Raw genomic sequence first — 13,998 nt, forward strand, 5'->3', positions numbered from 1 at the left:
TTTGACAGACGCGCACGTACGGCGGCCGGACGATCAGCGTGATCCACAGTGAACAACGCGATTGGACCGGCCGCTCGCCTCTCGTAAGGCCGAATCAGAAAGAGCACCTCACATTCCGAGCTCCTCCGCAATCGCGGGTAGCGCTACGCCATGTCTTTACCTACTTTTTTACCCTTGAAAAATTTGATTTTCCGCCTGCCGCTGCGGCATCGCCGCAGGCAAACAGCGGAAGTCCCTGATTTTCAACGGCTTGGTCGATGTCCCCGTTTTCCACAGCCGGTCCACACAAGATATAGCGCTCATACTTCCGTCACAAACCACCCCTTGACGCCTCGACGCGATTCACGGTTAATGGATTTCACGTTGCGACGGCGGCGGACCGGGAAGTTACGAGGCCGGTTCATCCCCCTAAATCGTCAGTCCTAGCATGCGAGCCACGCGGATAACGCCGCTTGGCAGCAGCAGGGGAATTTTGCGCGATTTTTGAGCGGCCGAAACGACATTTAGGCTGGCATGAAGGTTCTGTTAATACTATATTTAGTGTTTGCAGCCAGCATCATCACAAGATACAGGGCAACCCAGGCAATGGGTTCCTTCAAATGACGGAAGCTGGATCTGGCTGCGGGTATCCTCGCGGCCGGGCGGGGTTAACTGCGCCTTGGCTTGGCGCATGGCAACAAAGGACACGGGACAATGCAGATCGAACGTCGTTTCACGAAGGCAGGGCAATCCGCCTATGCCGAGATAGATTTCCGCAAGGCGACGAGTGAGATCAAGAACCCGGACGGGTCGATCGTCTTCCGCCTCGCTAATATCGACGTCCCCGCGCAATTCTCCCAAGTCGCTGCCGACATCCTGGCACAGAAATATTTCCGCAAGGCCGGCGTGCCAGCAAAGCTGAAGCGCGTCGAGGAAAATGACGTGCCCTCTTTCCTGTGGCGCTCTGTACCTGACACGGATGCGCTGAAGGCGCTTCCCAAGGACGAGCAATACGGCTCCGAAACCGATGCCCGCCAGGTTTTCGATCGTCTGGCCGGCACCTGGACCTATTGGGGCTGGAAGGGCGGCTATTTCGACACGGAAGAAGACGCTGCCACCTTCCGTGACGAGCTTGCCTATATGCTCGCCACCCAGCGCGTTGCGCCGAACTCGCCGCAATGGTTCAACACCGGCCTGCACTGGGCCTATGGCATCGATGGTCCCGGCCAGGGCCACTTCTATGTCGATCCCTTCACCGGCAAGCTGACGAAGTCCAAGTCGGCCTACGAGCACCCGCAGCCGCACGCCTGCTTCATCCAGTCGGTCGCAGACGATCTCGTCAACGAGGGCGGCATCATGGACCTCTGGGTGCGCGAGGCGCGCCTCTTCAAATACGGCTCCGGCACCGGCTCCAATTTCTCGCACTTGCGCGGCGAAGGCGAAAAACTCTCCGGCGGCGGCAAGTCCTCCGGCCTCATGAGCTTCCTGAAGATCGGCGATCGTGCCGCCGGCGCCATCAAGTCGGGCGGCACGACGCGCCGCGCCGCCAAGATGGTCGTCGTCGATATCGATCACCCGGATATCGAGGAATATATCAACTGGAAGGTCAAGGAAGAGCAGAAGGTTGCCGCCCTCGTCACCGGCTCGAAGATCGTCGCCAAGCATCTGAAGGCGATCATGAAGGCCTGCGTCAATTGTGACGGCAGCGACGACGCCTGCTACGATCCCAAGCAGAACCCGGCTCTGAAGCGCGAAATCCGCGCCGCAAAGCAGGCGATGGTTCCGGAGAACTACGTCAAGCGCGTCATCCAGTTCGCGCGCCAGGGCTATAAGGACATCGAGTTCAAGACCTATGACACCGACTGGGATTCGGAGGCCTACCTGACCGTCTCCGGCCAGAACTCCAACAATTCCGTCTCGATCAAGGATGATTTCCTGCGCGCCGTCGAAGCCGATGGCGAATGGAACCTGACCGCCCGCAAGGACGGCCGGGTGCTGAAGACGCTCAAGGCCCGCGACCTTTGGGAGTCGATCTCCCATGCCGCCTGGGCCTCCGCCGATCCGGGCCTGCACTTCAACACGACGATGAACGATTGGCACACCTGCCCCGCGGCCGGCCCGATCCGCGCGTCGAACCCGTGCTCGGAATACATGTTCCTCGACGACACGGCCTGCAATCTCGCCTCGCTGAACCTGATGCAGTTCAAGGATGCCGCAACGAAGCGGATCAACATCGGCGATTACGAGCATGCCGTCCGCCTCTGGACGATCGTGCTGGAAGTCTCGGTGATGATGGCGCAGTTCCCATCCCGCGAGATCGCCGAGCTCTCCTATGAATACCGCACGCTCGGCCTCGGCTACGCCAATATTGGCGGCCTCTTAATGTCGTCCGGCATTCCTTATGACTCGGCCGAAGGGCGTGCCATTGCCGGTGCGCTGACCGCCATCATGACGGGTGTTGCCTATGCCACCTCGGCCGAGATGTCGGCCAAGCTCGGCCCCTTTCCGGGCTTTGCCCCGAACCGCGACAATATGCTGCGCGTCATGCGCAATCATCGCCGCGCGGCTTACGGCGAAACCTCCGGCTATGAGAACCTCTCGGTCAACCCGGTTGCGCTCGTCCATGCCGATTGCCCGGACCAGGAACTGGTTGCTCATGCCAAGAGCGCCTGGGACAAGGCCGTCGACCTCGGTGAGAAGCATGGCTACCGCAATGCCCAGGCGACAGTGATCGCGCCGACCGGCACGATCGGCCTCGTCATGGATTGCGACACCACCGGCATTGAGCCCGATTTCGCGCTGGTCAAGTTCAAGAAGCTCGCCGGCGGCGGCTATTTCAAGATCATCAACCGCGCCGTTCCGGAGGCGCTGCGCACGCTCGGCTATTCGGAAAGCCAGATCGCCGAGATCGAGGCCTATGCTGTCGGCCACGGCAATCTCAACCAGGCGCCGGCAATCAACCCTGCGACGCTGAAGGGAAAGGGCTTCACCGATGAGAAGATCGAGGCGGTCAACGCCGCGCTGAAGTCCGCCTTCGACATCAAATTCGTCTTCAACCAGTGGACGCTCGGCGCCGACTTCCTGAAAGGCACGCTGAAGGTCAGCGACGAGCAGCTTGCCTCGATGGATTTCAACCTGCTCGAGCACCTGGGCTTCTCGAGGAAGGACATCGAAGCCGCGAACATCCATGTCTGCGGCGCGATGACGCTCGAAGGCGCGCCTTTCCTCAAGGCCGAACACCTGCCGGTCTTCGATTGCGCCAATCCCTGCGGCAAGATCGGCAAGCGCTACCTTTCGGTCGAAAGCCACATCCGCATGATGGCGGCCGCCCAGCCCTTCATCTCGGGCGCCATCTCCAAGACGATCAACATGGCGAACGAGGCGACCGTCGAGGATTGCAAGAACGCCTACATGCTTTCCTGGAAGCTGGCACTGAAAGCCAACGCGCTCTACCGCGACGGCTCAAAGCTGTCGCAGCCGCTGAACGCCTCGCTGATCGAGGATGAAGAGGACGAGGAGGCGCTCGAAGAGCTGATGCAGGCACCGGCCGCCGCCCAGGCCGTCGCCATCACCGAGAAGATTGTCGAGCGGGTCATCGAGAAGGTCGTGCGTGCCCGCGAAAAACTGCCGAACCGCCGCCAGGGGTATACCCAGAAGGCAATCGTCGGCGGGCATAAGGTCTACCTGCGCACCGGCGAGTTCGGCGACGGCCGTCTCGGCGAGATCTTCATCGATATGCACAAGGAAGGTGCCGCCTTCCGCGCAATGATGAACAACTTCGCGATCGCCATCTCGCTCGGCCTGCAATATGGCGTGCCGCTCGAAGAATATGTGGAGGCCTTCACCTTCACCAAGTTCGAGCCGGCCGGCATGGTCCAGGGCAATGACGCGATCAAGAATGCGACGTCGATCCTCGACTACGTGTTCCGCGAACTCGCCGTTTCCTATCTCGGACGGCACGACCTTGCTCACGTCGACACCTCGGACTTCAGCAACACCGCACTCGGCCGCGGCATTCAGGAAGGCAAGACCAACCTCGTCTCCACCGGCTGGACCCGCGGCTACAAGCCGACCATCGTTGGCGGCACGGGAGAGCGTTCGGAGCCGAAGGGTGCGTCGACCGCTGCGCCCGCCCGCGCATCCGGCGGCGCCACGGTCACCTCGATTGCCGGCAATGCCGTCCGCAAGCTGGAACCGGCAGTCGCGGCTGCAACCTCCGAAGTCGTCGCCTTCAAGCGCGACTATGAAGAGCGCGCCGCCGAACTCGCCGAGGAGATAACCGAAGAAGTCGAACAGGAGGTAACCGCCCTCTTCTCCGACAAGGCCGCCGCCGAAGCCGCATCCGCCAAGTCCGACGCGAAAAAGGTCGAAGCCGAACGCCGCGCCCGCTCGATCATGCAGGGCTACACCGGCAACATGTGCTCCGAGTGCCAGAACTTTACGATGGTCAGGAACGGCACGTGCGAGAAGTGCGACACATGCGGTGCGACAAGCGGGTGCAGCTAATACGTGGATAAGTAGTAGTAGCGCAAGATTTCATTCGCGTAGTTTAGCGTAACTACCCCACGGTGATTGAATTCGCCGTGGGGACTTTGAAGGATTGCGGATTCAGCTCATCGAACGATCGCGCGTACATTCCTCTTCTAAAAGCGTTGGGTTTTATCGCCGGATGGTAAACCGACATCGCGTTATCACTCCTATCGAGACACTGGTGCGCTCGGCCGAATTCTCTTATACATTGGAACGGATGGGGTCGTAGCTCAGTTGGGAGAGCGCCGCAATCGCACTGCGGAGGTCGAGGGTTCGACTCCCTTCGACTCCACCAGGTTCTTTGTGTCCAGCCCGGAGACATAGGTAACAGAACGTACATAAGACATGGGTGACAATCTCGTGCAACGGATGGTCGATGCTTGCACGGTTCTCTGTTCCAGGGCGGTATGACCTTGAGGCGGCGTCGTTAAATGTCTGATCCTATTATCGAAAGCATTCCGGCAGATCCCAATGCCGACGATATCCGCGCCATCGTCGCGACACTTGACGCCTACAACAACGCCAACAGCGGCATGGCCGACCGGCCGGGCTTCGCCGTGCTCATCCGCGATCCGGAAACGCGCGCCACCATCGGCGGGCTTTATGCCACCGACGGCTATGGCTGGGCGTTCGTCAGGTATCTGGCAATCCCGGAAGAATATCGCGGATCGGGCCTTGGCAGACGGCTGATCGCCGAGGCGGAGACGATTGCCAAGGCGCGCGGCTATGTTGGTATGTGGCTCGACACGTTCGAGTTCCAGGCGCGGCCCTTTTATGAAAAGCTCGGCTTCGAGCTCTTCGGCGAGTTGGAAGGCGGATCGGGCGCTATCCCGCGCTATTTCCTGAAAAAGCGCTTCCGACGGCGGCCGTTTGCAACCGTTGAGGAAGCCTCACGCGGCTCTCCTCCAGATTCCTTTTAATCGAACGACCGCCGGTTTTTGACTAGCGGGACGCTTCCAGCGACGTGTCCGGACCGGGCAATCACCTCGGTGGAACAATGCCGCGGTAATACTGCCCTTCGCCACCGACGTAGCCGACTCGGTTTTGCGAGCACGACGCGAGAGTTGCGACTGCGAGCAACAATATGATGATGCGCATAGGCCTTCGTCCCTTTCCTAACGGATTGACGGCCATTGATATTCTGCCATCCGCGCAGGATCAATTCCCTTCCTTGTGATAGCGGCTATCGTTTCGGCCTCTTAACGGCCGGCGACCCGCAAGTGTTCAAAATGCTTCTACAATTGAGTTGGCGGCACAATGCCCGGGTAGTAATCCCCTTCCCCGGAGTGGTACTGAGAAGTGGTTGTCCGTCCTGTTTGCGAGCACGCACACAGGGCAGAGAGCGCTAGCAATAATACGATCATGCGCATAGACCTTCGTCCTTTCCCAATTGACTGACGTTGCCTGATGCTCTTGCATTTGCGCAGGATTTGGCGCTGTTTCTCTTCGCTGCGGCCACGATTGTACTATGTTGCTCAACCGGCGGTATAAAAAAGATTGGGTCGATGAATAAGCACGGCTTTTCGCAGGCGGCGGCCAGGCTGCCGGCGCGCCGCCCTACTTCCCCCCCTCCACCTCTTCCGCCCAGCTCTTAGCGCCGCTTTCCCCGTTGAGGAAAGGCAGCACGGTTTCGACCAGCCTCGGTGAGACGAAGATATCGTAGTGGGTAAGATCGGGCAGGATCGCCAGGCGGTTCTTCGACATGTTCTCCCGCATCCAGCCGGCATCCCTCAGTCCGCCGCCGAGCTTGTGGTAGAAATCGACGATGTGCTCGAGCCGGAACATGTCGTTGTCGCCATAGACGAGCATCACCGGCATCGTGAGTTTTGCAACCGCGGCCGACGCATCAAAGTCGCGGCGCATCAGCTCGCCCATGGCGTCGAGCAGTTTCGGGAACTCCGAGACATCCGGCGCAACGGCCGCGTAGGATTTGTACATCGGCGTCTCCTTCATCATTTCGGCCATGCCGGAGCCGACCTGAGCCTGCGCCTGAAGTATTTCCGGATAGAAGCCGTCCTTGGCGAAGGGCGTGGAGACCAGCGCCAGGCGCCGCACGATCTCAGGCGCCTGCGCCGCCATCTGCGAGGCGACGCCGCCGCCCATCGAACAGCCGAGCACGTCGACCTGGCTGTAGCCGAGTTCTCTGACGAGCACCGCCATGTCGGCGCCCATCGCGGCGAGATCGATCGGACGGTCGCCGAGCGGCGTGCGGCCGTGTCCCTGGAGATCGACGCCGATCACCTGCCGGCTTTCGGCCAGTTTCGTCAGATTCGGCCCGAACATCTCGATGATCCCGAGCCCGCCATGGAGCAACAGCAGCGGCTCGCCTTCGCCATGGATCTGGTAGTAATAGTTGATGCCATTGACGGCGAGATGGCCGCTCTTCTTGGGGGCGTGCGTGGTCTGCTCGGCCAATGGTTTTGCGGTCCCCTCTGCTGCGCTTGTGGCAGGCACGCACGCAATGCTCATAGCAGTAACAAGCGGGATCAGAATCATCTTCAGCATGTCTCGTCCTCCTTTGGAGCGCCCGCCGTCGGCGAGGTCTGGCGCGTTCATGCCTCAAGGACGGCAAGCGAGGCGGCGCGCCGACAGCGCGGCGGAAATTTTCCGGCCAAGCCGCGCGAGCCCGTCAAAAGCTAGGATTTACATAAAATCGGAGCACGAGATTTCACGCGGCGGCAAGCGGAGTCTGGCACAGAAGAAGGCTTGTCGAGAGAAGCCGCGCGGCGCGCAGGGAGGCGAAACGTCGTGACTCAGGTCGTTACCATCTCCGCGACGACGGCGGCTTGCGCCATGGAAGCCGTGAAGCCGTCCGCCCGCGTGCGCGGCGACGGCCCGGCCGACGAGGCGATCACACTGCTTTCGATTCGCCGGCAGGATGGGTCCGCGGCCGCTGCATCCGCTCCTAAAATCAAGAGCGCCCTGCCCTTGGGCTTGATGCTGATCAGCGCCGAGGACCGCCCCCCGCAGGAGACGGAGACCGAGGCACTGCGTCGGTACCGTGAACATCTGCAGGACGAGGAAAGCGGCGAACAACGAGACAGCCGGCAGGAGGAAACTGCCGGCGACCGGGACGAAGACGCAGACGAGATCGTCGCCATGCTCGACCAATTCATTCAAAGGGCATGAGCAAGCCGGTGGAGCGGGATGGTAAAGCGATCCCGTTCCGATGCAATAGCGGCGAAGTCGCGGATCTTAATTGTGCTTGTGCACGCCTGACGCGCCGCTGGCGGCGGTGACCGGCAGCACATATTCGACCCGTCCGGCTTTTTCGAAGATGAGCGTCACCGGCACGGTTTCACTTTCGGCAAAAGGCTTTTTCACCTCCATGAACATCAGGTGCAGGCTGCCGCTCGTGAGTTCGACCGTCCCGCCTGCCGGTATCACGACGCCGTCGAGCTTGCGCATCTTCATGACGTCGTTTTCCATCGTCATCTCATGCAGCTCGACCCGACCCGCGGCCTGGGCTTCGACAGCAAGCAGCCGATCGTCGCTGCTGCCGGCGTTCTTCACGACAAAGCCGCCGCTGCCGACCTTGGCGCCCGGCAGCATCGCCTTGATCGCGCCGGCGGAGATTTCGAGATCACCTGCGTTGACTGGACCACCGGCTATTTGGTCGGCGTGCTTTCCACCGTGGCTGCCATGCACATTGCCGCCGCTTGCGAGCGTGACGGTCACGGTCGGTGCGGGCCTTTCGAGGTCGTGAGCGCTCTGGCCTTCGGCCGGCAGCTGATCCCAGACGACACTGCCTTCGCTGCCGCACAGCTGCGTCGTCGGGAAGGCGAGCACGGTCTCCTTAGCGAAGCCCGAGAGCTTTCCGCGCACGGCGAAGGTGTCGTAGTGTTCGTCCGGCAGATTGCCGCCTTTCCAGCGGATTTCAACAGGACCGGACGAGACGTTGGTTCCGTGGTCGTCATAGGTCTTTTCGTAATCGCCCTTGATGATTTCGAGTTCCCAGCCGGGCTTCGGCTGCGGCTTGGCAAAGACGAAGCCCTCCGGCAGCGTCACCTGCACTTCCGTGGTCGGCCTGCCGTCGCAGCCATGCGGGATCTGCAGAACCGCCTTGAAGGTCGTCTCTGCCGGAGCGCTGTCGGTTTCAAATGTGGCATGCGCATGCGCAATGGCGACAGCGGAAAGCGCGAGGCCGGCGGTGAGGAATGTAAGTCTGGTCTTGGTCATATCGTAATCTCCGGACCACGTGCGCTCGGACCTCCGGCTTTTCGTGGTCAACGCCGCTTCGGCGGCAGATGCAAATGGAATGAATCGGGAGAGTTACGACAGCCGTGGGGGACCGCGCGAGGGCGGCAGCAGGCGCAAGGGCGCAAGCGTTGCCGCGGCCTCTTCGATCGGCGCCTGCGCAAGCCAGTTGCCATTCTCGGCCGGCTCGCTTTCTTCGGGCGGCATAGGCAGGAGTACCGATCCGGCGAGCCGGCAGGCTTCGCAGACCCGGGGGCCCGAAGAAGGCTTGTCGTGGTCATGGTCGACGCCTTGAGCGCCGAAACAGATGTCCGCGAAGGTGCCGTCGGGCAGAAGATAGTCGGCGGCGATTGCCCGGCTCGGCCCTTTCGCGAGCGCCGGTTTGTGCGCGAAAGACAGGAATACGAGTGCGAAGGCTGCGAGTAGCCGCACCGCAATCCGCCATGTTTGCCTGCGCCCTGTCATCGTCGCCTCGTTGTCGGACCTTTCGTTATCTGCAACCGGCAGGAATTGCAAAGGCAGAATTGCCGCACGCGCCGGATTTCGAATGATGAAGCCGTGGCGACAAAAATTTGTTCGGTCGCGACATAGGCTCTTGCCAAATTCCGGCCTTGGTCGTTATCTGGAGACGATCTTGTTGGGAGAAGCCGGTTCAATCCGGTGCCGAAGGAGCAACCGCCCCGGAAACTCTCAGGCCAAAGGACCAGCAAGGTGCCGGTAGGACTCTGGAGAGAAGCGGTTTCGCTCGCCGAAGGGATAACAATCTCAGGCAAAGGGACAGAGGGGGCTCGAATTTGTCGGCGCTTTGACGCCGGTAGTGTGAGCCGGCGCGCGAGCGCCAGACCTGGAGGCCGGACTTGGAAGGTATTTCCCATTTGAAGCATACGCCGCTGCATGCGCTGCACCTTTCGCTCGGTGCGCGGATGGTGCCCTTCGCCGGCTATGAGATGCCGGTGCAATACCTTGAGGGCGTGCTGAAGGAGCACCTGCACACCCGCGCCGCCGCCGGCCTTTTCGATGTCTCCCATATGGGCCAGATTATCATCCGCCCGAAGTCCGGCCGCATCGAGGACGCCGCTCTGGCGCTCGAAAAGCTCGTGCCGGTCGATGTCCTCGGCCTTGCCGAAGGTCGCCAGCGCTACGGGCTGTTCACCAATGCCGAGGGCGGAATCCTCGACGATTTGATGATCACCAACCGTCGCGATCATCTCTTCCTCGTCGTTAACGCCGCCTGCAAGGACGCCGATTTCGAGCATCTCAAAAACGGCCTCGGCGGCACCTGCGAGGTGACGATGCTCGATGACCGCGCGCTGATCGCGCTTCAGGGCCCCCGCGCGGAACCCGTCCTTTGCGAGCTCTGGGCGGACGTTGCCGGAATGCGCTTCATGGACGTCGCGGAAGCCGATCTTCACGATGTCGCCTGCATCATTTCACGCTCCGGATACACTGGCGAGGACGGTTTCGAGATTTCGATTCCGGTTGGTTCGGCCGCCGATGTGACGCAGCGCCTGCTCGAACATCCAGATGTGATGCCGGTCGGTCTCGGTGCGCGCGATTCGCTTCGCCTCGAGGCCGGTCTGTGTCTTTACGGAAATGACATCGACACCGGCACGACGCCGGTGGAGGCGGCGCTTGAATGGGCGATCCAGAAGAGCCGACGCGCCGGTGGCGAGAGGGCGGGCGGCTTCCCCGGTGCCGATCGCATCCTTGCGGAGTTCACTGACGGTACGAGCCGCCGTCGTGTCGGCCTAAGGCCGGACGGCCGCGCGCCGGTTCGTGGTGGCGCCAAGCTTTTTGTCGACGCGGAAGGCAAGGCGCCGGCCGGCGCCGTCACCTCGGGCGGCTTCGGCCCGAGCGTCGATGGCCCGATCGCCATGGGCTATGTCGACGCCGCTCATACGGAGAACGGCACCAAGCTTTTTGCGGAGGTGCGCGGAAAATACCTGCCGGTCACGGTTTCCGCCCTGCCCTTCGTCAAACAAACCTACAAACGCTGATCAGGAGAGAGCGCGCATGCTGAAATTCACCGAGGAACACGAGTGGCTGAAGATCGAGGGCGACGTCGCGACCGTCGGCATCACCGAACACGCGGCCGGGCAGCTCGGCGATCTCGTCTTCGTGGAACTGCCGGAAACGGGCGCCAGCTTCTCCAAGGGAGATTCGGCCGCGACCGTCGAATCCGTCAAGGCAGCTTCCGACGTCTATTGTCCACTCGATGGCGAGATCATCGAGATCAATCAGGCGATTGTCGACGATCCCGCGCTCGTCAACAGCGACCCGCAGGGAGCGGCCTGGTTCTTCAAACTGAAACTCGCGGATCCGAGCGCCGCCAACGCCCTGCTCGATGAAGCGGCCTATAAGGAGCTCGTCGCCTGATGAGCATGCCCAAGGACTTCACCTTTACCGATTACAAGCCTTATGATTTCGCCAATCGGCGCCACATCGGCCCCTCACCTGTCGAAATGGAAGACATGCTGAAGGTCCTCGGCTATCCGAGCCTCGACGCCTTCATCGACGACACCGTTCCTCCGTCGATCCGCCAGAAGACGCCGCTCGTCTGGGGCACGCCGATGACGGAGCGGGAGGCGCTCGACAAGCTGCGCGAGACGGCGAACCGTAACCAGAAGCTCGTTTCACTGATTGGTCAAGGTTACTACGGCACGATCACGCCGCCCGTCATCCAACGCAACATCCTTGAAAATCCGGCTTGGTATACGGCCTATACCCCCTATCAACCGGAAATCAGCCAGGGCCGTCTCGAAGCGCTGCTCAATTATCAGACGATGGTCTGCGATCTAACCGGGCTCGATATTGCGAATGCTTCGCTGCTCGATGAAGCGACGGCGGCTGCGGAAGCGATGGCCATGGCCGAGCGCGTCGCCAAATCCAAGGCGAAAAGGTTCTTCGTCGATGAAAACTGCCATCCGCAGACGATCGCATTGCTCAAGACCCGGGCAGCGCCGCTCGGCTGGCAGGTCCTCGTCGGCGACCCCTTCACGCGGCTTGATGCCGCCGAGGTTTTCGGTGCCATCTTCCAGTACCCGGGCACTTACGGGCATGTACATGACTTCACGGCGCTGATCGCCAAACTGCATGAACATGGCGCGATCGCCGCCGTCGCCGCGGATCCCTTGGCCCTCGCGCTCCTCAAGTCTCCTGGCGAAATGGGGGCGGATATCGCCGTCGGCTCGACCCAGCGTTTCGGCGTGCCGGTCGGCTATGGCGGCCCGCATGCCGCCTATATGGCCGTCAAGGACGCCTATAAACGCTCCATGCCGGGCCGGCTCGTCGGCGTCTCCGTCGATTCGCGCGGCAACCGCGCCTACCGCCTGTCGCTACAGACGCGCGAGCAGCATATCCGCCGCGAGAAGGCGACGTCGAACATCTGCACTGCCCAGGTGCTGCTTGCGGTGATGGCGTCGATGTATGCCGTCTTCCACGGTCCGCAGGGCATCAAGGCCATTGCGCAAAGCGTGCACCAGAAGACGGTGCGTCTTGCCATGGGGCTCGAAAAACTCGGTTATACCGTAGAACCCGGCGTCTTCTTCGATACGATCACCGTCGAAGTCGGCAAGCTGCAAGGGATCATCTTGAAGACTGCGGTCGCGGAGGAAGTAAACCTTCGCAAGATCGGTGACACCAGGATCGGCATCAGTCTCGACGAACGCTCGCGGCCGGTCACGCTGGAGGCCGTCTGGCGCGCCTTCGGCGGCGATTTCAAGGTCGAGGAGTTCGAGCCGGATTATCGCCTGCCGAAGCCGCTGCTGCGCACCAGCGAATATCTGACCCATCCGATCTTTCACATGAACCGCGCCGAAAGCGAGATGACACGCTATATCCGCCGTCTCGCCGACCGCGATCTGGCACTTGATCGTGCGATGATCCCGCTTGGCTCCTGCACGATGAAGCTCAATGCAACGGCGGAAATGCTGCCGATCAGTTGGCCCGAATTCTCCGAGATCCATCCCTTCGCGCCGGCGAACCAGGCGCTCGGCTACAAGCACATGATCGATGATCTGTCGGAGAAGCTTTGCGCCCTGACCGGCTATGATGCGATCTCCATGCAGCCGAACTCGGGGGCGCAGGGCGAGTATGCCGGTCTGCTGACGATCCGCGCCTACCACATTGCCAACGGCAACGGTCACCGCGACGTTTGCCTGATTCCGACCTCCGCGCACGGTACCAATCCGGCGTCGGCGCAGATGGCCGGCATGAAAGTGGTGGTCGTGAAGGTCAGCGACATCGGCGAGATCGACATGGACGATTTCCGCGCCAAGGCCGAGCAATATGCAGACACTCTTTCGTGCTGCATGATCACCTACCCGTCGACCCATGGCGTTTTCGAGGAAAACGTCCGCGAAGTCTGTGACATCGTCCACAAGTATGGTGGCCAGGTCTATATGGACGGCGCGAACATGAACGCCATGGTCGGTCTTGCTCGACCGGGTGATATCGGTTCGGACGTCAGCCACCTCAACCTGCACAAGACGTTCTGCATCCCGCATGGCGGCGGCGGTCCCGGCATGGGACCGATCGGCGTCAAGGCGCACCTCGCACCGTTCCTTCCCGGTCATCCGGAAACGGACGAAGAAGATGGTGCGGTGTCGGCGGCCCCGTTCGGCTCGGCTTCGATCCTGCCGATCTCCTGGAGCTACTGCCTGATGATGGGCGGCGAAGGTCTGACCCAAGCGACCAAGGTCGCGATCCTCAATGCCAACTACATCGCTGCTCGGCTCAAGGGCGCCTACGACGTCCTCTACAAGTCGGCAAGGGGCCGCGTTGCGCATGAGTGCATCATCGATACGCGTCCGCTCGCCGAGAGCGCCGGGGTGACCGTCGATGATGTCGCCAAGCGTCTGATCGATTGCGGTTTCCACGCCCCCACCATGAGCTGGCCTGTCGCCGGCACGTTGATGGTCGAACCGACGGAATCCGAAACCAAGGCGGAACTTGACCGCTTCTGCGATGCGATGCTGGCGATCCGCGAGGAAGCCCGCGCCATCGAGGAAGGCCGAATGGACAAGGTCAACAATCCGCTGAAGAACGCGCCGCACACGGTCGAAGACCTCGTGGGCGATTGGGACCGGCCCTATTCGCGCGAGCAGGCGTGCTTCCCGCCGGGCGCCTTCCGCGTCGACAAGTACTGGTCGCCGGTCAATCGTGTCGACAATGTCTACGGCGACCGCAATCTCGTCTGCACCTGCCCGCCGATCGAGAGCTACGCGGAAGCGGCGGAATGATGTGACGCGGCGGGTATGTGTCTTGCACGCCCCCGCCATTTTCATCTGTCGA

At 61.5% G+C, this 13,998-nt stretch carries 9 protein-coding genes, 1 tRNA gene and 1 riboswitch; of the genes, 7 read left to right on the forward strand and 3 right to left on the reverse strand.

Annotation, left to right across the window (positions count from 1 at the left end; genetic code table 11):
• The first annotated feature begins 693 nt into the window (after nt 1-693).
• The 3 genes from PYH37_RS20555 to PYH37_RS20565 all read left to right on the forward strand — a co-directional run bounded on the left by PYH37_RS20555 (nt 694) and on the right by PYH37_RS20565 (nt 5,429).
• The gene (locus PYH37_RS20555; protein ID WP_280733249.1) at nt 694-4,485 is read left to right on the forward strand and encodes a vitamin B12-dependent ribonucleotide reductase; all 3,792 of its coding nucleotides are present in this window, start codon (nt 694-696) and stop codon (nt 4,483-4,485) included.
• 243 nt (nt 4,486-4,728) lie between these two features.
• Nucleotides 4,729-4,804: transfer RNA gene (locus PYH37_RS20560), tRNA-Ala, on the forward strand.
• Nucleotides 4,805-4,940: 136 nt separating this feature from the next.
• The gene (locus tag PYH37_RS20565; RefSeq protein ID WP_280733250.1) at nt 4,941-5,429 is read left to right on the forward strand and encodes a GNAT family N-acetyltransferase; all 489 of its coding nucleotides are present in this window, start codon (nt 4,941-4,943) and stop codon (nt 5,427-5,429) included.
• 637 nt (nt 5,430-6,066) lie between these two features.
• On the opposite strand, the gene PYH37_RS20570 is transcribed toward PYH37_RS20565, so the two are convergent.
• Nucleotides 6,067-7,014, reverse strand: a complete 948-nt coding sequence (locus tag PYH37_RS20570; RefSeq protein WP_280733251.1) for an alpha/beta fold hydrolase — start codon at nt 7,012-7,014, stop codon at nt 6,067-6,069.
• 243 nt (nt 7,015-7,257) lie between these two features.
• On the opposite strand from PYH37_RS20570, the gene PYH37_RS20575 reads away from it, so the two are divergent.
• Nucleotides 7,258-7,638, forward strand: a complete 381-nt coding sequence (locus PYH37_RS20575) for a hypothetical protein (protein ID WP_280733252.1) — start codon at nt 7,258-7,260, stop codon at nt 7,636-7,638.
• A gap of 66 nt (nt 7,639-7,704) precedes the next feature.
• Here the strand turns inward: PYH37_RS20575 and PYH37_RS20580 are convergent, their stop codons facing one another.
• Both PYH37_RS20580 and PYH37_RS20585 read right to left on the reverse strand, forming a co-directional pair.
• Nucleotides 7,705-8,688 carry a DUF1775 domain-containing protein gene (locus tag PYH37_RS20580; protein WP_280733253.1) on the reverse strand — a complete coding sequence of 328 codons (984 nt, stop codon included), beginning with the start codon at nt 8,686-8,688 and terminating at the stop codon, nt 7,705-7,707.
• 93 nt (nt 8,689-8,781) lie between these two features.
• Nucleotides 8,782-9,171, reverse strand: a complete 390-nt coding sequence (locus PYH37_RS20585) for a hypothetical protein (protein WP_280733254.1) — start codon at nt 9,169-9,171, stop codon at nt 8,782-8,784.
• A 163-nt stretch (nt 9,172-9,334) separates the two neighbouring features.
• Nucleotides 9,335-9,422, forward strand: a riboswitch (glycine riboswitch).
• A gap of 141 nt (nt 9,423-9,563) precedes the next feature.
• Between PYH37_RS20585 and gcvT the strand changes: the two genes are divergently transcribed.
• From gcvT to gcvP, 3 genes are read left to right on the forward strand one after another with little or no spacing between them, the layout of a single operon-like run.
• Complete coding sequence (gene gcvT / locus PYH37_RS20590; protein WP_280733255.1) at nt 9,564-10,703, forward strand: glycine cleavage system aminomethyltransferase GcvT; 1,140 nt, start codon at nt 9,564-9,566, stop codon at nt 10,701-10,703.
• Nucleotides 10,704-10,719: 16 nt separating this feature from the next.
• Complete coding sequence (gene gcvH, locus PYH37_RS20595) at nt 10,720-11,082, forward strand: glycine cleavage system protein GcvH (RefSeq protein WP_280733256.1); 363 nt, start codon at nt 10,720-10,722, stop codon at nt 11,080-11,082.
• Entirely contained in the window at nt 11,082-13,946 is a 2,865-nt protein-coding gene (gcvP, locus tag PYH37_RS20600) for an aminomethyl-transferring glycine dehydrogenase (protein WP_280733257.1), read from the forward strand. The genes gcvH and gcvP overlap by 1 nt, the downstream gene beginning before the upstream one ends.
• Nucleotides 13,947-13,998: the final 52 nt, after the last annotated feature.

Source organism: Sinorhizobium numidicum (assembly GCF_029892045.1).
GTDB lineage: Bacteria > Pseudomonadota > Alphaproteobacteria > Rhizobiales > Rhizobiaceae > Sinorhizobium > Sinorhizobium numidicum.